The organism is Streptomyces sp. AM 4-1-1 (genome assembly GCF_029167625.1).
Classification (GTDB): domain Bacteria; phylum Actinomycetota; class Actinomycetes; order Streptomycetales; family Streptomycetaceae; genus Streptomyces.
This window is the reverse complement of sequence record NZ_CP119145.1, coordinates 2,890,556-2,908,341: the sequence shown is the minus strand read 5'-3', so window position 1 is coordinate 2,908,341 and position 17,786 is coordinate 2,890,556. Positions and strand designations below refer to the sequence as shown.

Here is a 17,786-nt window from a genome sequence, read left to right as displayed (position 1 = left end):
AGAGCGGGCCACTTGACACTGGACGATCGGAGCATGGTCTTCAGTCGCACGGCGCACCTGCTACGACAACGTTATATGCGTTCTCCGCTCGGCGCCCTGGCGCGACGCCCTCTTGCGCCAGCTCCAGGAAATCACTGACAGGCCCACAGAACTGAATTACTCCGCCGGACAGGACAACTACGTTGTCATAGACATCGTCCAGGTCGCTGACATCATGCGTGGACAGGATCACGGAAACTTCACCTGATAGCCTGCCCAGAATGTCGTGGAATACTCGGCGTTGACGGGGGTCCATACCTGCAGTTGGTTCGTCCAGCAGTAGAACTTTGGCGCGGTGGACGAGTGACTGCGCCACGCCAACCCGACGCACTTGGCCGCCTGAGAGCTCCGAGACTCTGCGGTCGGAATGATCACGCATTTCGACTTCATCCAAAGCGTGAAGGGATCGGTCCCATGCTTCCGAGCGTGCCATCCCCTTAAGCCAACCCACGTAGGCGACTTGTTCGCGGGCGGTGAGGCCCGGTACACAGTCAACGCGTTGAGGGAGCCATGCCACCTGCTCACGATATGGCCGAACGTCTGCCCGTCGGGTGGTGATGCGGCCCCGGTAGTTGACGGTTCCAGTATCTGGTCGCTGCATCGAGGCGGCCAGACTGAGCACAGTGCTCTTGCCGGCTCCGTTTGGGCCGAGGAAGACTGTGCGCCCTTCGGGGAATTCAAAGGTGAGCGACCTCAGTACCGGCCTGTTGCGCCGATAGGCGAAGGTGCACTCCTCAAAACTTACTGGCAAGACCGTTCACCGTTCAGAGTCGGAACTGCGCGGCTGACGGTGTGGGTCCACCCCGCAGGGCGGACCCACACCGCCAGGGGTTCTCCTAGTACGAAACAGACAGAGAGGAAACATTGAGACTGTAACCGGACGTACTTCCGTTGATCTTCATGATCGCGAAGCGGTACTCGTCGCCGCCGCCACGCTGGGTGCCCCAGTTACCGCTGGAGGTACCACCACCGAAGCACGCGGTGAACGTCTTCTGCCCTCTGTTCTCGTCAGGAAGAGGACCCGACTTGTACTTGGTCAGCTGCACTGTCGTGCTGGTGTCAGGGCCGCTTGCCCAGCAGTTCTTGAAGTTGATCACCGTGGAGGCGTCATAGTTCTTCTGCTTCGTCCACCAGCGGGAGTTGAAGCCCGTCATCGCTCCCGAAATGGAACTGCTGAAGGATCCTTCGGCGAATGCCGTAGGTGCCATGGTGAGGATGATCGCCGCCGCACCAGCGACGGCAACCGCCCCTCTGTGTACTCTGTTGACGGAACGCACAATTCACTCCCTATGTGTGGATCGCGTTTTGAGGCCCATGCGGTCTCGCCGCCGCGACGGGCCCAATCCCGTCGCGGCACCTGCCCCTTCGGCGAGCATGCCGAAGGGGCAGGTTCTTTGTGCATGGTGAAGCAACCGTGAAGGTTGCGTTCGGTTGGTGATCATATGCTTACGCGGCGCGTTCGCGGTAGCCCCTACGTTCGATTATGGGCTCGGCGAAGGGTGGCTGGTCCTGCTCTCATATGCGGGAGCGCCGCTCCAACTGCCGCCCAGGAAACCTCAGTTACTTTGCCGCGTGTCCCAACGCGCTGTGCGCCTGTCCATTCGGCCAGAGTGACCACCCCTGAAGCCAGGGGGTGGGTGCCCTCCATGGTCGGCTGCCCCGAGGCGCCCGAGCGGTACAGGCGTGTCACCTAGCCTCGCGGATCGGCCACACCGCAGATCTCGCTGTGCAGGTCAACGACACCAACTACACACACATCACCGAAAGGTGCGACAGAGCCCTTAGCTCTGCAGAGTCCCTGATGAAGCAGGGTGAGTTGATGGGGGATTGTTCACTCAACTCCGTTGAGGGCATTGTTCAGGTACACAAACTGACGGAGTACAACCCTGATGCTCGCCATGACGGAGTTCGGCACGGCGCGATCCCTACATGTAGCTGGACTTGCGCCATACATGGGCCACTTCGAGGCGCGCGCCACCCTTGTCGCCGCTGTAGCTCGACTTGAACCGTTCAAGGCGAGCGGTGGCGGCTGGTCGAGATGGACACCGGGCACTGGCCCATGTTCTCCCGGCCGCGCGAGCTGGCGCGGATTCTCGTCGACGAGGCCGGGAAGGGGCGTTGAGTGGGGCCCTGGAGGTCGCCCGCCGGGCACCCCGGGGGTCTTGGCGGTGACGTAACGGCACAAGGCCCTCCGAGCAGGCCGGTCGGCTGCCTGCTCGGGGGGCCTTGTCAGTGGGTACCGTCTCCTTGCCTCGGATACGTGAGGCTCAGTACATGAGGGCGTCCGACATCTCGGTCTGCCAGTAGGTGACGGCCAACGTGTCGTCGACGTACACGCTCTTGCTCATCGGGACGTTGACGGGCGAGCCGCTGTTGCCGCCGTTGCGGCCCTGGAAGCCGACGGCCAGGGACTTGGTCTCGTAACCGTTCGATCCGCTGCCGTCAGCCGACGAGGTGCGGACGCCGGCGTACGCGGACTCGCCCGGGGCCACCGTGACGACCGCCTGCGGCTTGCTGTCCTCCACGAACGGCGGGACGGACTGCGCCTCGCCGAACCTCAGGTACGGCGCCAGGTAGGCGTTGCAGGGCTGTGAGCCGGTGTTGGTGAGGGTGAGCAGCATGTGGTTGACGGGACGGGAAACGCGGGCGATCGACAGCTTGCTGTTCGTCCCGTTGCACGCCGTGGTGACGACGCCGCTGTCCTTCTTGCCGCCGCTCCTGCCCTGGTCGACGACGGGCCTGGTGGCGACGCCGCCGCTTTCGTTGCTGCCGGAACCGGTTCCGGAGCCCGCGGTGTCCTTGCCCTTGTCGGCGTCGGCCGGGGCGGAAGGCGTCGCCGAACCCGGGTCGGCCGAGGTGTCGGCCGACGGCTGGGCGGAGATGTCCGCGACCGGGGCCGAACTCTTCGGCGTCGCGCTGTCGTCCTCCTGGCAGGCGGTCAGCGAGAGGGCGGCGACCAGTGCGATCGTGCCGAGGGCGGCGTGACGGGCGGTACGGCGGAGGCGGAAGGCACGCATGATGTGTATTTCCCCGTTCGGAAGATGAAGGTCGCGCTGCGGGGCGCCGATTTGGCGGCCCGGGACGCAGGCGGCTGTACTGGAAGATGACGAGCGGTCACAGGTGGAACAGGAGCGCGATGACGGTCGCGACGGAAGCGATCAGCACGCCCACGGCCACCACGTCGGTCAGGGTGAGATCGAAGCGAGTGCGCACGGCTGCTCCCGGGACGGATGGGTGTGGGGTGTACGGGTCGCGGGGAACGCCGCGGTGTGTCCACAGCTTGCGCGGCCCCGGGATTCGATGGCAACGGCTGTCGGGCGGTACGGGACGCTGGAATGGTCATCCATACTCTGACCTGCGGGAACGCAACCTGCCTGGAACGCCGTTCCGGGAAGGAACTGAAGGGGGACGGTCGCGGTGAGCACGGAGATCCAGGACTTCGCGGAGCTGCTCAGGGGGCTCAAGGAGCGGTCCGGGCTCAGCTACGGCGCGTTGGCCGGGAAGCTGCACATGAGCACGTCCACGGTGCACCGCTACTGCAACGGCGACGCGATCCCCCATGACTACGCGCCGGTCGAGCGCTTCGCCCGGCTGTGCCGCGCGTCGGCGGACGAGCTGGTGGAGCTGCACCGGAAGTGGATTCTGGCGGACGAGGCGAAGAGACGCCGGGCCACCACGGGTGCGGCGGGTGCGGCGGGTGGTGCGGGTGGTGCGGATGCGAACGGCGCGTCCCGGCCGGTGGCAGCGGGCCCGGCCGCATCGACAGGCGCGCCGGCACCCGCGCCCACTTCCGCGTCCGTACCAACGTCCGCGTCCGCGTCCGCGTCCGCGTCCGCGTCCGCGTCCGCGTCCGCGTCCGCGTCCGCGTCCGCGTCCGCGTCCGCGTCCGCGTCCGCGTCCGCGCCCGTGCCCGCGCCTGCGGAAGGGACCGTGTCCGACGGCGGGAGCGGCGGCGGCCCCAGTTCCGGGAAGGCCAGTTCCGGCACCCCCAGCACTGGAAACCCCAGTTTTGGCACTCCCAGTTCCGGCATCCCCATCCCCATCCCCAGCGCTGGAAACCCCAGTTCCGGGAACCCCGTAAGCACCGCGAGCGCTCCCGAGCGGCGGCGTCTGCGCAGGCCGACGCGGATCGCGCTCGCCGCTGCCGCGGTCGTGGCGCTCGCCGTGCCGACCACCCTCCTCGTCGGCAGGATGTCCGGCTCGTGGGGCGACGACACCGTCGCCGCCGGACACGCAGGGGAGCCCGCCGGGCCGCAGCACACGGATGCCTCGCGGTCCGCGAGCGCGCCGACGCCTTCCGGATCGTCGGCGGACAGGTCCGGGAGCCCGTCGCCCTCCGGCACCACGTCGAGTCCGTCGAAGGGGGCGACGGCGGGCACGGGGAAGCGGGGCGGAACGGCGGACACGACCGGCGGTGGTTCCGGGAGCCATGGGAGCACCGGGACCGGCGTTCCCCTGGCCGTGAACATCCGCCCGGACATCTGGGAGGGCCAGTGCGGCCAGATCTATCTGCTGGACCGTAAACCCGACAAGGTTCCGCCGCCGCCCTACGAGCAGGACGCGCGGAACTGGGCGCGCGCCCTCGGAGCCGTACCGGGCGGGACGAAGCGCATCGACCTCGTCGCCCAGGGCAAGGAACAGGTCCCCGTGGTCCTCCAGGCCATGCACGTACGGGTGGTCGGGCGCTCGCCCACCCCGGCCTGGCCCGCGTACTCGATGCGGGAGGGGTGCGGGGGCGGGGTCGCCGTGTCCACGTACGAGATCAATCTCGACGCGCCGCGTCCCCTGTTCAGGGCGGTCGCGACGGAGCGGGCCGGCGAACCGGACCTCCCCGCCGCGCCCCTGCCGCTCAAGACGTCCGTCGACGACCCGGTGGTGCTGGAGGTGGTCGCGACGTCCCGGGTGTACGACGTCCGGTGGTATCTGGAGCTGGAGTGGGTCAGCGGCGACCGGCACGGGACGATGCGGATCGACGACAACGGGAAGCCGTTCCGTACGACGGGAATCCAGGACCGCCCGTTGTACGACTACTGGGACGAGAAGGGCGAGTGGGAGGTACGGACCTACTGATCCGCTGATCTACGGACCCGCTGCCCCGCTGATCCGCTGATCTACGGCCCGCTGATCTACGGACCTGCTGACGTGTGCGTCTGCTGGTGGGGTCTGCCGACGGGCCCCGGCGGTCGTGCGTGGCGGTGGCGCCAGGGGGCAGATGGAACTGCGACCGATCCGAACACTCCGACGGTCCCTGACCTGAGAGGCAGCGCCCATGAGCGAGTCCGTCGAGCCGTTGCGCGACCCCGTACCCGTGGTCACCGAGCCCGTACCGGACGTGCAGCTCCAACTGCTCGTCCGGTTGCTCGGTGACGAACTGCGGTCGAGCCTGCCGGTCACCCTCAACATCCCGAGCGGTGTGCTGTCCGGCGAACTGATCAGCCATGAGGCGTGGAAGGCGGAGTGGGCGCGGAGCCTGCGGCAGGTGGAGGGCGGTGGCGCCAACCTGATCGCCAACTTCCCCGAGACGGTGGACCAGGGGCTCGACGAACTGGCCGCCGAGGACGGACCGCAGAGTCTGCCCCGGTGGATTCATCTGCGCGACGCCACACTGGTGGCGGGCGGCCCGCACGCCGTCACGCTGCCGCTGTGGCGGGGGCGGCTCGCCGATGTGTCCGGTTGGGCGCTGGGGCGGCCCCGGGAACACGCGTAGGGCCTTTCGTCCGGATCAGGCCGGGCTCGCGGGCCCCGGAGGACGACGGGTCGGTCGTCCGGGGCCCGCGAGCGTGGTCGTCAGAGGCGGTCGGGCGTACGGATGCCGAGGAGCCGCATGCCCCGGTGGAGCGTGCGGGCCGTCAGGTCGCAGAGGAAGAGGCGGTTCTCGACGACCTCGGGGGAGTTGTCCTCGCTCAGCACGTGGCACTGGTCGTAGAACGTCGTGAAGTGCGAGGCCAGCTGGTAGACGTACGCGGCCAGCTTGTGCGGCTCGTACGTCCGCGCCACCTCGGCGATCGTCTCGCCGAACTGGTCCAGGTGCAGACCCAGGGCCCGCTCGGCCGGGGCCAGCCCCAGCTCCGGGTGCGCGACGGGCTTCGCGTCCCCGGCCTTGCGCAGGATCGAGCGGATACGGGCGTACGCGTACTGGAGGTACACCGACGTGTCGCCGTGGAGCGACACCATCTGGTCCAGGTCGAACTTGTAGTCCCGGACCGCCGAGGTCGACAGGTCGGCGTACTTCACCGCGCCGACTCCGACGTACCGGCCGTTCTCGACGATCTCCTGCTCGGACAGGCCCACCTTCTCGGCCTTCTCCCGGACCACCGCGGTCGCCCGCTCGATCGCCTCGTCCAGCAGGTCCACCAGCCGGACCGTCTCGCCCGCACGCGTCTTGAACGGCTTGCCGTCCTTGCCGAGGACCGTGCCGAACGCCAACTGCACGGCCTTCACGTCCTCGCTCAGCCAGCCCGCCCGGCGGGCCGTCTCGAAGACCATCTTGAAGTGCAGGGACTGGCGGGCGTCCACGACGTAGAGGAGCGTGTCCGCCTTGAGGTGCTGGACCCGGTCGCGGATCGCGGAGAGGTCGGTCGCCGCGTACCCGTAACCGCCGTTCGTCTTCTTGACGATCAGCGGCACCTTGTTGCCGTCGGGGCCCTTCACGTCGTCGAAGAACACGCACAGCGCGCCCTCGGAGCGGACGGCGACGCCCGTCTCCTCCAGGATGCGGCAGGTCTCTTCCAGCATGTCGTTGTACGCGGACTCGCCGACGATGTCCGGGTCGTCGATCCGCATGTCGAGCTTTTCGAAGACCGAGTAGAAGTAGACCTTCGACTCGTCGACGAACCGCTGCCAGAACGCCAGCGTCTCGGGATCTCCGGCCTGGAGCGCCACCACCCGGTCCCGGGAGCGGGCCTTGAACTCCTCGTCGGAGTCGAAGAGCGCGCGGGACGCCTTGTAGAGCCGGTCGAGGGAGGACATCGCGGCCTCGCCGGCCTCGGCGCCCTCGCCCTCGTGGCCCAGCGCGGTCGGGTGCTCGATCAGATACTGGATGAGCATGCCGTACTGGGTGCCCCAGTCGCCGATGTGGTGGCGCCGGACGACGTCCTCTCCGGTGAACTCCAGGATCTGCACCATCGCGTCACCGATCACCGCCGAGCGGAGGTGGCCGACGTGCATCTCCTTCGCCACGTTCGGCTGGGCGTAGTCGATGACGGTCGTGCCGGACACGGCCTGGTACGGGATGCCGAGCCGGTCGCCGTTCGCGGAGCGGGCGGCCAGGGTCTCGGTGATCGCCCGGTCGGTGAGCGTCACGTTCAGGAAGCCGGGGCCGGAGACCTCGATGTCCTGGATCAGGTCGTTGGCCGGGAGGGCGGCCGTGACCCGGTCCGCCAGCTCACGCGGGTTGCCCTTCACCTTCTTGGCGAGCGCCAGAATCCCGTTGGCCTGGAAGTCCGCCCGGTCGCTTCGGCGCAGCAGCGGGTCCGCGGTGCCGGCATCCGGCAGCGCTGCCGTGAGGGCGTCCGCGAGGTGCTGCTGAAGCGTGGAAGCGAGGGACTGGACCGGGCCTGACTCAGGCATGGGACGGGCTGCCGTTTCCGTAGGGGGACAAGGGATCGCGTCAAGTATCCCACGCAGGGCGAAACGATTTTCGCGACGCGGGGCGGGGTGGGTGCGGTGTGTTCCGGGGCGTGGGGCGCCGGCGGATGCGGTGTGTTCCGGGGCGGAGGCAGGCGCGGTGTATTCCGGGGCGTGGGGCGGGTTGGGCGTGGAGCGGCGTGGGACGGAGGCGGGTGCGGTGTGTCCTTCGCGATGTCCGTGGCGGGTTCGGCGCGGCTTCACGGCGCGTCCGGGCGGGTCCGTCGCCGCTTCGTGGCGCGTCCGGGGCGGGTCCGTCGTGTGCCCGTGGGGTCGGCCATGTGCCGGAACAACCCGTTTTCGCGCTGTCGGCGGGAGCTGGGAGAATGGGCGGTGCCCGTACGAGAGAGAAGGACGTGCCGACCGTGGCTCAGAGTCAGAGCAGCACCGAGACCGACTGGGTCTCCCGTTTCGCCGACGATGTCATCGCCGAGGCGAAGCGTCGTGCGCCTGGCGGGGCGACCTCGGTGGAGACCACCCCCGTGGTCGTCGTGGCCTCCGGCCTGTCCCCCTCCGGCCCGATCCACCTCGGCAACCTCCGCGAGGTCATGACCCCGCACCTGGTCGCCGACGAGATCCGCCGCCGGGGGTACCAGGTCCGTCACCTGATCTCCTGGGACGACTACGACCGCTACCGCAAGGTCCCGGCCGGGGTGCCAGGTGTCGACGGGAGCTGGGCCGAGCACATCGGCAAGCCGCTGACGTCGGTGCCCGCGCCCGCCGGATCGTCCCATCCGAACTGGGCCGAGCACTTCAGGTCCGCCATGACGGCCGCGCTGGACGAGCTGGGCGTCGAGTACGACGGCATCAGCCAGACCGAGCAGTACACGGCGGGGACGTACCGCGAGCAGATCCTGCACGCGATGCGGCACCGCGCCGACATCGACGCCGTCCTCGACCGCTACCGCACCAAGAAGGACCCGGCCGCGAAGGGCGGGGCCGCCGGTGGCGGGAAGAAGCCGCAGCAGAAGAAGGTCGACGAGGCCGAGCTGGAGGCCGCCGAAGGGTCCGGCGCCGCCGCCGAGGACGACGGCAGCGGGAACTCCGCGGGCTACTTCCCGTACAAGCCCTACTGCGGCAACTGCGAGAAGGACCTCACGACCGTCACGTCGTACGACGACGACACGACCGAGCTGAACTACACCTGCGCGGGCTGTGGTTACGCCGAGACGGTCCGGCTGAACGAGTTCAACCGCGGCAAGCTGGTCTGGAAGGTCGACTGGCCGATGCGCTGGGCGTACGAGGGCGTGATCTTCGAGCCGAGCGGCGTCGACCACTCCTCGCCCGGCTCCTCGTTCGTCGTCGGCGGCCAGATCGTCCGCGAGGTCTTCGACGGTGTCCAGCCGATCGGCCCGATGTACGCCTTCGTCGGCATCTCCGGCATGGCGAAGATGTCCTCCTCCAAGGGCGGCGTACCGACCCCGGGCGACGCGCTGAAGATCATGGAGGCGCCGCTGCTGCGCTGGCTGTACGCCCGCCGCAGGCCCAACCAGTCCTTCAAGATCGCCTTCGACCAGGAGATCCAGCGCCTCTACGACGAGTGGGACTCGCTGGAGCGCAAGGTCGCCGACGGGACGGCGCTGCCCGCCGACGCCGCCGCCCACGCGCGGGCCATCGGCACGGCCGCCGGGGAGCTGCCGCGCACCCCGCACCCCCTGCCGTACCGCACCCTCGCCTCCGTCGCCGACATCACGGCGGGCGCCGAGGACCAGACGCTGCGCATCCTGAGCGAGCTGGACCCGGAGAACCCGCTGACCTCCCTCGACCAGGCCCGCCCCCGGCTGGACCGCGCCGAGAACTGGATCACCACCCAGGTCCCGGCCGAGGCCAGGACCGTCGTCCGCGACGAGCCCGACCAGGAACTGCTGGGCTCGCTCGACGACGAGGGGCGGGAGTCGCTGCGGCTGCTGCTCGAAGGGCTGGACAGCCACTGGTCCCTGGACGGACTGACCACGCTCGTCTACGGCGTACCGAAGACGCTGGCGGGCCTGGACCCGGACGCCAAGCCGACGCCGGAACTGAAGGCGGCCCAGCGGTCGTTCTTCGTCCTGCTCTACCAGCTGCTCGTGAGCCGCGACACCGGCCCGCGCCTGCCCACGCTGCTGCTCGCGGTGGGGGCGGACCGGGTGCGGAAGCTGCTGGGGGCCTGAACGCTCACGGACGGGGCGGGGCGGGATTGCGCCGTGTTGTCGCTGTCGCTGTCGGAGTCGCTGTCGGAGTCGGAGTCGCTTGGTGAGCGGGCGCGGCTTCGGTGAGCGGGCGTGAAAGCGATGCGGTCGGCTCGCCCCGCTCGGTGTGAACGCGGTGCGGTCGCTTCCCTGCCCGAATGGCTCCTTCCGGCGCGCCGTGCGCGCGGAGTCTTCGTACGGTGACTCTGCGCGCACAGTCGTGCGGGCGTCTCATGACGCGGCTCCCGGATCTCTCCTGAGGGCTGCGGCCGTCGGTGTGTGTCATGCCGACGGGAGCGAAGGAGCAGACATTGAACAAGATAGCCGCGACGGCACTCGCAGCCCTGACCGTGGCCGGTACCACCCTGGCACTGGCCCCGATGGCATCGGCCGGCGGCACGGGTACGGACAGCGGGAACGGCGTGTTCACGACGACGCTGAACCCGGTGCCGACCAACCACGTGACCGGTTCCGGCACCGCCCGTATCCACCTCAAGGGCAACGAGGCCACCGTGACGGTGGACGCCAAGGGTCTGCTCGGCGGGGTGCCGCACGCGCAGCACATCCACATCGACGGCCAGGGACGCTGTCCCACCCCCGCCGACGCCGGCACGCACAACGGGCACAGGTCGATGAGCACCAGCGACGGCATGAAGGCGTACGGGATGATCGGTACGTCGCTGACGACCAACGGGGACAACTCGCCGACCAGCGCACTGGCGGTCACGCGGTTCCCGATGGGCTCCTCGTTCCACTACGAGCGCACCCAGATGGTCACCGACAAGGTCGCCGACAGCATCCGCAAGCACAACGCGGTCATCGTCGTGCACGGCATCGACTACGACGGCAGCGGCAAGTTCACCAACGTCCTGGGCGCCAGTGAACTCGACCCCAAACTCCCGCAGGTCGCCACCGCACCCGCTCTGTGCGGCGTGCTGCGGGCGCAGATGTCCGGTGGTGTCGCGGCCGGTGAGGGCGGTACGCAGGGCATGCAGCACACCGGGCTGATGGCGGCCGGCGGCGCGCTCGCCGTGGGTGGGGCCGGGTTCCTGGCCATCCGACGCCGTAAGGCCAACGGTCAGGCATGACTGCCTCCCTGGGCCGTCGGGCGGGCATGAGCGCCTCGCCAGGGCGCCGGCCAGGAATGACCGGCTCCCCGGGCCGACGAGCGGGCGTGACCGGCTCCCCGAGCTGTCGAGCGGGCGTGACCGGCTCCCCGGTCGGGTGCCGGTGATGAAGTCCCGTTCCACGCACGGGAAGGGCCGCCGCGGTGCGTGCACCGCGGCGGCCGTCCTGTCGATCCTCGCGGGCGCCGTGGCGATGGGTGTGGCGGTGGTGGACCGGAGCGGCCCGCCGCCCCGCCCCGTTGCCGCCGGTACGGTCCCGACCGACCGGGCGCCCTCGGTGCGTACGGCCCGGCCGGTCGACGGTATGAGCCGGTCCGTACCGACCGTGGTCCGCATCCCCGACGTCGGCATGAGTGTCCCTCTGGTGCCGGTCCAGCTCTCCGGCGACGGGAAACTGCCCCTGCCCGAGGACCGCACCCGCGCGAGCTGGCTGGCCTCCTCGGTCACGCCCGGCGAACGCGGCACCTCCGTCATCGCCGGACACGTCGATGCCCGCGAGGGCCCCGCTGCCTTCTACCAGCTCAGCGCGGTCAAGCCGGGTATGCGTATCGAGGTCCGCCGCACCGACGGGACCACGGCCCGGTTCACCGTCGACGCCGTCGCCGTCTACCCACAGGACGACTTCCCCGACGCGACGGTCTACGGTCCCACCCCCGGACCCAGCCTGCGGTTGCTCACCTGCACGGGCTGGGACGCGAACGCCCACGAGTACCGGGACAACGTGGTCATCTACGCCACCCCGACCTCGACCCCGACCCCGACTTCGACCCCGACCCCGTCCCCGACCCCGACCCCGGGCTCGGCGTCAATCCTGGGCTCGGCGTGGAGAGGGGACGGACGGTCCGGAGCGACGCCTACGCGATGGGTTCCGCGTCCATGGAAGCCTGATGGCGGTGGCGGAAGTCACGAAGGTAACCACGGAGCGAGTTCTCGCTGAGCGGGCCGCCCGTCCGGCCGGTCACGCCGTACAGATCCAGCAGGTACAGGGCGAACTGACGGGCGTTCGGGTAGTCGCCGCGCTCCTGCGTGTACTTGCGGAAGGCCGCGAAGTAGGCGTCCTCGCGGGAGATTCCCTCCGGCAGACCGGGCGCCGTGAACTCGTCGTTGTCGCTGTCACTGTCGGGAGTGGACGCGGGTACGGGATCGGGGCCGTACTCCAGGTCGGGGACGGTCTCCGGCCGACGTTGTCGGCTCGGCTGTTGCTGTTGCTGTTGCTGTTGCTGTTGCTGTTGTTGTGGGGGCTGGGGCTGGGGCTGCCGCTGTTCCGTGGGCCGGTCCGGGGCCGGTACCGGGGCGTCCGGCTCGGGGTGTCCGGCGCGGGCCGCGTTCTCGGGGTGCTCCGCGTCCGCGGCGTACGCGGGTTCGTTCACGGGCTCGTACGCCGGGTCGTACGCCCCCTCGTACGCGTCGTCCGGTATCCGCTGCGCCGCGAACCAGGGGCTTTCGTGGGAGCCGGGGCCTTCCTGCGGCCACCACTCCTCCTCCGGGATCGCCCCGGCGGGGTGGTGCGGGTGCTGCTGGGGCCCGTACCGCTCGTCGGCGTGGCGATCCTCCGGATACGGACCCTCCGGATAGCGGTCCTCCGGGTACTGATCCTCGGCGTACCGACCCCGTTCCTGGGCCCGCTGGTGGACCTGCTGCTGAGCCTGCTGCTGGGCCGGCCGCTGCGAGGCGTACGTCAACTCGGGCTGCGCGGTCGCGGAACCGGCCGCGGATTCCACCGCCGGTGACAAGGGCTGAGGCTGGACCGGGGGCAGCAGAACGGGTTCGATGCCCGCCGCCGCGAGTCCGGTGGGCGCGGTCTCGGAGAGCGGTACGCCGTACTTCGCCAGCCGCAGCGGCATCAGCGACTCGATCGGGGCCTTGCGACGCCAACTGCGGCCGAAACGGGCCTGGAGGCGGGCCTGATAGACCAGCCGGTCCTGTTCGAGCTTGATGACCTGCTCGTACGAGCGCAGCTCCCACAGCTTCATCCGCCGCCACAACCGGAACGTCGGTACGGGCGAGAGCAGCCAGCGGGTGATCCGCACGCCCTCCATGTGCTTGTCGGCGGTGATGTCGGCGATGCGGCCCACGGCATGGCGGGCGGCCTCGACGGACACCACGAACAGCACGGGGATCACCGCGTGCATACCGGTGCCGAGCGGGTCCGGCCAGGCCGCCGCGCCGTTGAAGGCGATGGTCGCGGCGGTCAGCAGCCACGCGGTCTGGCGCAGCAGGGGGAACGGGATGCGGAACCAGGTCAGCAGCAGGTCCAGCGCGAGCAGCACACAGATGCCCGCGTCGATGCCGATCGGGAAGACCACGGAGAAGTTCCCGAAGCCCTTCTCCTCGGCGAGTTCGCGTACGGCTGCGTACGAGCCCGCGAAACCGATCGCGGCGATGACCACCGCGCCGGCGACGACCACTCCGATGAGCACCCGGTGCGTGCGCGTCAGCTGCATCGCGGCCACCCGCGGCTCCCTTCCCGACTTCTCCGACTTCGACTCCGGCGGGGCACAGCCTGGCACATGCGTTCGGAAGATGATGCGCGGGGAGGGGCGAAGCCCGGTCCTCGGGGAGGGCCGGGCTTCGGAAAACCTCGTCGGGGAGGTCGTGGTGAGGAACGGGCGGTTCCGGTCTCCGTCGGTTCCCCGGCACGGTCCCGGCGTGATCCGAACGAAAGGTCCTAAGCCTTGGCGCTCGCCGAAGTCCCGGGGCTCGCAGGGCTCTTGAGGGCGGCCGAATCGCTCGGCGATCCGCTCGGCGAAGCGCTCGGTGCGCCGGTGGGTGATCCGCTCGGCGAACCGGTGGGCGTCGAAGCGCTGTTGGCGGTCGCGATCGAGGCGACCGCCTCCGTGGCGGCGGTCCGGGCGCCCTTGAGCACGTCGGCGGGGGCGGGCGGCTTCGCGCCCGCGTAACCCGTGCCGTTGTAGGTGAGGGTGATGACGACGTTCCCCGTACGGGTCACGACCGTGGCGTACTTGAAGTCCTCGTCGGTCTTGGTCAGTTCGTACGTGACGGCGGTGGCCTGCTCGCCGACCCCGGTCACCGGGACCTCCGCGACCTTCAGGGCGCCGTCCGTCGACTTCACCTTGGTGACCTGTTTCGCGAACTCCTCCTGGGCGCGCTCGGCCCCGCTGCCCCGCGTCTGATCGGACTCGAAGCGGGTGAGGGAGACGTCGAGCCAGCGGTACTGGGAGCCCTTGACGCCCTGGTCGTCCAGGCCGTTCCAGGAGCAGCTGCCACGCATGGCGACGTCACTGGACCGGCCCGCCGTGCCCGCCTTGTTCTTGGTCTTGGGGACCAGGGTGGCGATCGTCTTCGGGGTGACCGTCTTGCACGGGTCGGGCAGCGTGGCGAACTTCGCCGCTTCGACGGTGGGTTCCGACGACTTCCCGTCCGCCGAGGCCGAGCCCGAGGAGGAAGAGGACGCGGAGGACGACTCCTTGTCCTTCTTGCCGTCGGAGTCCGACGAGCAGCCGGCGACGACGAGCATCACCGGGATGGCGGCGCAGGCGAGCAGACGGGTGAGTCGCGGAGCTGATCGGTGCATGGTTCCTTCACTCGGGTGGCACGAGGGTGCTCGTACAGGTGTTCGGTCGACTGTAGGGGTCGAAGGGTCACGGTACGACGGACGGCGGCGGGACGCCGCCCCACCCACGGGCGCCGGACGCCGGTCCCGTGCTCCCGGCGAGGGGCTGTGGGCGGGTGTCACTCGCTGATCCTCTGGGCCAGCTTCCGGGCCAGTGCCTGGGTCTTCTCCTGGAGTTCCGCACTGTCGGGCACCACGCTGGTGAAGGCGGGCTGCTCGGTGTACTGGACGGTCACCACGACGTTCGATGTGCGGAACACCACGCTGACCGTGCGGTGCTGTGCGGTGGAACCTGCCGGGGTGAGCAGATCGTCCAGGAACGCGGCATCTCCGAGCTCGTCGAGGACGCGGGGCCGCAGATCCGTACCGCCGTCCGTACCGCCGCTGCCAGGGCTGGTGGAGGAGACCGGAGGGCTGCTCCGGGTGCCCGTGGTGGCCCCGGTCGAAGCTCCCGTCGAGGTGGCGGCGGGCAGCCGGGCGGCGGCCTTCTTCTGCTCGTACACCGCGTCCGCCCGGTCGTCGTCGCTGACGGCGGGGTCGTACGAGACGACGCGCTCGTAGTCGAGGACGAGCTTGTGGGACGCGTCCGTGGCCTCCGAGCTCCAGCGGCAGCCGACGCGCCGGTCGGTGTCGTAGGTGACGGCCGGAGTGCCGCCGTACGCCTGCTCCTGCTGCTGTTCGGGCAGCTGGGCGATGCCCGGCAGGAGGTCCCGCAGGGTGTCGCGGGCGACGGAACGGCAGGCGCTGGGAAGCGTCCGGTACTTGCCGGGAGGTGCGGCGGAAACCGTCGGGCTGCCGGGCTTGCTGTCGGCGGCGGAGCCGTCGGTCCCGGAGCCGGCGGTACAGCCGACGACGAGCGCTGCGACGAGCGCGACGCCGGGTACGTACGCCATGGGTCGCACGGTCCGAGGCCCCCTTCGGTGTGAAAACGGGTTGCCGCTCGATGGCGGCCGGTGGACACAATGTGTATCGCACGCGCTGCTGTGAATGCCGGTCGGCTGACTTGTTTGTCGATCTTGGCGCCGGATTTTGCGCTTTCGTACTTTTCAGTGGTTTCAGTGATTTCGGTACGTTTTCATCCGCTTTCGCTGAGCCGGTGTTTTCAGGGGGATCGAGGGGTTATGTCGTACGTCGAGGTGCCGGGCGCGAAGGTGCCCATACGCATGTGGGCCGATCCGGCTTCCGTCGAGGACGGCGCGATGCAGCAGTTGCGGAACGTCGCGACGCTGCCGTGGATCAAGGGCCTCGCGGTCATGCCGGACGTCCACTACGGCAAGGGCGCGACGGTCGGCTCGGTGATCGCGATGCACGGCGCGGTCTGCCCGGCGGCGGTGGGCGTGGACATCGGCTGCGGAATGTCGGCGGTACGGACATCGCTCACGGCCAACGATCTGCCGGGCGACCTGTCGGGTCTCCGCTCGAAGATCGAGGAGGCCATCCCGGTCGGCCGCGCCATGCACGACGACCCGGTGGACCCGGGCCGCCTGCACGGTTTCCCGACCGCGGGATGGGACGGCTTCTGGGGGCGGTTCGACGGGGTCGCGGACGCGGTCAAGTTCCGGCAGCAGCGGGCGGTCCGGCAGATGGGGACACTTGGATCGGGAAATCATTTTTGTGAAGTATGTATAGATACTTCCGGTTCGGTGTGGCTCATGTTGCACTCGGGGTCCCGCAACATCGGCAAGGAACTCGCCGACCACCACATCGGTGTCGCACAGAAGCTGCCGCACAACCAGGGCCTGGTCGACCGGGACCTGGCGGTCTTCATCGCCGAAACCCCACAGATGGGGGCCTACCGGAACGACCTCTTCTGGGCGCAGGAGTACGCGAAGCACAACCGCGCGATCATGATGGGCCTGCTCAAGGACGTGGTCCGCAAGGAGTTCAAGAAGGCCAAGGTGGCATTCGATCCCGAGATCAGCTGCCATCACAACTACGTCAGTGAGGAGCGGTACGAGGGGATGGACCTGCTCGTGACCCGGAAGGGAGCCATCCGGGCCGGTTCCGGTGAGTACGGGATCATCCCCGGGTCGATGGGCACCGGTTCGTACATCGTGAAGGGCCTCGGCAACGAAGCGGCCTTCAACTCCGCCTCGCACGGCGCCGGCCGGCGCATGAGCCGTAACGCGGCGAAGCGGCGTTACACCACGCAGGACCTGGAGGACCAGACGCGGGGTGTGGAGTGCCGCAAGGACTCCGGGGTGGTGGACGAGATCCCGGCCGCGTACAAGCCGATCGAGCAGGTCATCGACCAGCAGCGGGACCTCGTGGCGGTCGTGGCCAAGCTGAAGCAGGTGGTGTGCGTGAAGGGGTGACCTCCGTCGACGCGTTCCGCGCCGAACGACGGGCGCCGGGGCGGCGGCCTCAGGGATTCGCGGCTGGGAAACGGTGGTTTCCGCGGACGCGGTTTCCGAGGCCGCCGCCGGTGCCGCTCTCAGAGCTCGCGGTGGATCTTGGTGTTGGACGCCTGGGCGCGGGGGCGGACCACCAGGAGGTCGATGTTGACGTGGCTGGGGCGGGTGACCGCCCAGGTGATCGTGTCGGCCACGTCGTCGGCGGTGAGCGGGGCCGCGACGCCCGCGTAGACGTCGGCCGCCCTCTTCTCGTCGCCGCGGAAGCGGGTGGTGGCGAACTCCTCGGTCCTGACCATCCCGGGGGCCACCTCGATGACGCGGACCGGGGTGCCGACGATCTCCAGGCGCAAGGTCTCCGCCAGGACGTGCGCGCCGTGCTTGGCGGCGACGTAACCCGCGCCGCCCTCGTACGTCCCGTGGCCCGCCGTCGAGGAGAGGACGACGACCGTGCCGTCGCCGCTCGCCGTGAGCGCGGGGAGCAGGGCCTGGGTGACGTTGAGGGTGCCGAGCACGTTCGTCTCGTACATCTGGCGCCAGTCGGCGGGGTCGCCGGTCGCCACGGGGTCGGCGCCGAGGGCGCCGCCCGCGTTGTTGACGAGGACCGCGAGGGTACGGAACGCGGTGGCGAACTCGTCGACCGCCGCCCGGTCCGTGACGTCCAGGGCGTACGCCGTCGCCTCGTGACCCGCCGCGTTGATCTCCGCGGCCAGTGCCTCGATCCGGTCCTTGCGGCGGGCGGTCAGGACGACGCGGTGACCGGCGGCGGCCAGCTGCCGGGCGGTCGCGGCACCGATGCCGCTGCTCGCGCCGGTGATGACGGCGATGGGGGTGGCGGCCATGACGGGACTCCTCGGGCAGCTGATCGATACGTGCCCCAGGATAGGTGGGCCCGGCCCGG

Annotated in this window: 15 protein-coding genes and 3 pseudogenes; 8 read left to right on the top strand and 10 right to left on the bottom strand. The window is 69.5% G+C overall.

The features are described 5' to 3' along the window. Positions 1–40: 40 nt before the first annotated feature. The 3 genes and pseudogenes from PZB75_RS12330 to PZB75_RS12320 all read right to left on the bottom strand — a co-directional run. On the bottom strand, positions 41–790 hold the full coding sequence (locus PZB75_RS12330; RefSeq protein WP_275535351.1) for an ATP-binding cassette domain-containing protein: 750 nt from the start codon (positions 788–790) through the stop codon (positions 41–43). An 85-nt stretch (positions 791–875) separates the two neighbouring features. Next, positions 876–1,316, bottom strand: coding sequence for a hypothetical protein (locus PZB75_RS12325; RefSeq protein ID WP_275535350.1), 441 nt, complete (start codon positions 1,314–1,316; stop codon positions 876–878). Between the two features lie 654 nt (positions 1,317–1,970). Beyond that, positions 1,971–2,054 (bottom strand): annotated as a pseudogene (locus tag PZB75_RS12320) (DUF397 domain-containing protein); the annotation flags it as partial. Between PZB75_RS12320 and PZB75_RS12315 the strand changes: the two are divergent. Further along, positions 2,048–2,161: pseudogene (locus tag PZB75_RS12315) on the top strand (alpha/beta hydrolase); the annotation flags it as partial. The pseudogenes PZB75_RS12320 and PZB75_RS12315 sit on opposite strands and share 7 nt — an antisense overlap. A gap of 145 nt (positions 2,162–2,306) precedes the next feature. On the opposite strand, the gene PZB75_RS12310 reads toward PZB75_RS12315, so the two are convergent. Continuing rightward, positions 2,307–3,056 carry a DUF4232 domain-containing protein gene (locus tag PZB75_RS12310; protein WP_275535349.1) on the bottom strand — a complete coding sequence of 250 codons (750 nt, stop codon included), beginning with the start codon at positions 3,054–3,056 and terminating at the stop codon, positions 2,307–2,309. Positions 3,057–3,456: 400 nt separating this feature from the next. Between PZB75_RS12310 and PZB75_RS12305 the strand changes: the two are divergent. Beyond that, positions 3,457–3,606: pseudogene (locus tag PZB75_RS12305) on the top strand (helix-turn-helix transcriptional regulator); the annotation flags it as partial. On the opposite strand, the gene PZB75_RS12300 reads toward PZB75_RS12305, so the two are convergent. After that, positions 3,603–4,445, bottom strand: a complete 843-nt coding sequence (locus PZB75_RS12300; protein ID WP_275538929.1) for a hypothetical protein — start codon at positions 4,443–4,445, stop codon at positions 3,603–3,605. The pseudogene PZB75_RS12305 and the gene PZB75_RS12300 sit on opposite strands and share 4 nt — an antisense overlap. Before the next feature lie 55 nt (positions 4,446–4,500). On the opposite strand from PZB75_RS12300, the gene PZB75_RS12295 reads away from it, so the two are divergent. Together PZB75_RS12295 and PZB75_RS12290 are read left to right on the top strand one after the other, a co-directional pair. Further along, positions 4,501–5,109: a hypothetical protein gene (locus PZB75_RS12295; RefSeq protein ID WP_275538928.1), complete on the top strand. Its 609-nt coding sequence runs from the start codon at positions 4,501–4,503 to the stop codon at positions 5,107–5,109. A gap of 199 nt (positions 5,110–5,308) precedes the next feature. Further along, positions 5,309–5,746, top strand: coding sequence for a hypothetical protein (locus tag PZB75_RS12290; protein ID WP_275535348.1), 438 nt, complete (start codon positions 5,309–5,311; stop codon positions 5,744–5,746). A gap of 80 nt (positions 5,747–5,826) precedes the next feature. On the opposite strand, the gene argS is transcribed toward PZB75_RS12290, so the two are convergent. Continuing rightward, complete coding sequence (gene argS / locus PZB75_RS12285) at positions 5,827–7,608, bottom strand: arginine--tRNA ligase (protein WP_275535347.1); 1,782 nt, start codon at positions 7,606–7,608, stop codon at positions 5,827–5,829. A 413-nt stretch (positions 7,609–8,021) separates the two neighbouring features. Between argS and lysS the strand changes: the two genes are divergently transcribed. The 3 genes from lysS (at position 8,022) to PZB75_RS12270 (ending at position 11,897) form a co-directional block, all read left to right on the top strand. After that, complete coding sequence (gene lysS, locus PZB75_RS12280; protein WP_275535346.1) at positions 8,022–9,815, top strand: lysine--tRNA ligase; 1,794 nt, start codon at positions 8,022–8,024, stop codon at positions 9,813–9,815. Positions 9,816–10,144: 329 nt separating this feature from the next. Beyond that, the gene (locus PZB75_RS12275) at positions 10,145–10,921 is read left to right on the top strand and encodes an LPXTG cell wall anchor domain-containing protein (RefSeq protein WP_275535345.1); all 777 of its coding nucleotides are present in this window, start codon (positions 10,145–10,147) and stop codon (positions 10,919–10,921) included. A gap of 145 nt (positions 10,922–11,066) precedes the next feature. Next, positions 11,067–11,897, top strand: coding sequence for a sortase (locus PZB75_RS12270; protein ID WP_275535344.1), 831 nt, complete (start codon positions 11,067–11,069; stop codon positions 11,895–11,897). On the opposite strand, the gene PZB75_RS12265 is transcribed toward PZB75_RS12270, so the two are convergent. From PZB75_RS12265 to PZB75_RS12255, 3 genes are all read right to left on the bottom strand, one after another. After that, positions 11,815–13,413, bottom strand: coding sequence for a DUF2637 domain-containing protein (locus tag PZB75_RS12265; RefSeq protein WP_275535343.1), 1,599 nt, complete (start codon positions 13,411–13,413; stop codon positions 11,815–11,817). The genes PZB75_RS12270 and PZB75_RS12265 overlap by 83 nt on opposite strands. Positions 13,414–13,628: 215 nt before the next feature. Beyond that, positions 13,629–14,495 carry a DUF3558 family protein gene (locus PZB75_RS12260; RefSeq protein ID WP_275535342.1) on the bottom strand — a complete coding sequence of 289 codons (867 nt, stop codon included), beginning with the start codon at positions 14,493–14,495 and terminating at the stop codon, positions 13,629–13,631. Positions 14,496–14,653: 158 nt separating this feature from the next. Continuing rightward, complete coding sequence (locus tag PZB75_RS12255) at positions 14,654–15,427, bottom strand: DUF3558 domain-containing protein (RefSeq protein WP_275535341.1); 774 nt, start codon at positions 15,425–15,427, stop codon at positions 14,654–14,656. A 228-nt stretch (positions 15,428–15,655) separates the two neighbouring features. Here PZB75_RS12255 and PZB75_RS12250 point away from each other — a divergent pair, with 228 nt between their 5' ends. Beyond that, on the top strand, positions 15,656–16,849 hold the full coding sequence (locus PZB75_RS12250) for an RtcB family protein (RefSeq protein ID WP_275535340.1): 1,194 nt from the start codon (positions 15,656–15,658) through the stop codon (positions 16,847–16,849). A 119-nt stretch (positions 16,850–16,968) separates the two neighbouring features. On the opposite strand, the gene PZB75_RS12245 is transcribed toward PZB75_RS12250, so the two are convergent. Further along, a complete protein-coding gene (locus PZB75_RS12245) occupies positions 16,969–17,727 on the bottom strand; it encodes an SDR family NAD(P)-dependent oxidoreductase (RefSeq protein WP_275535339.1) in 759 nt (252 codons plus the stop codon). Between the last annotated feature and the right edge of the window lie 59 nt (positions 17,728–17,786).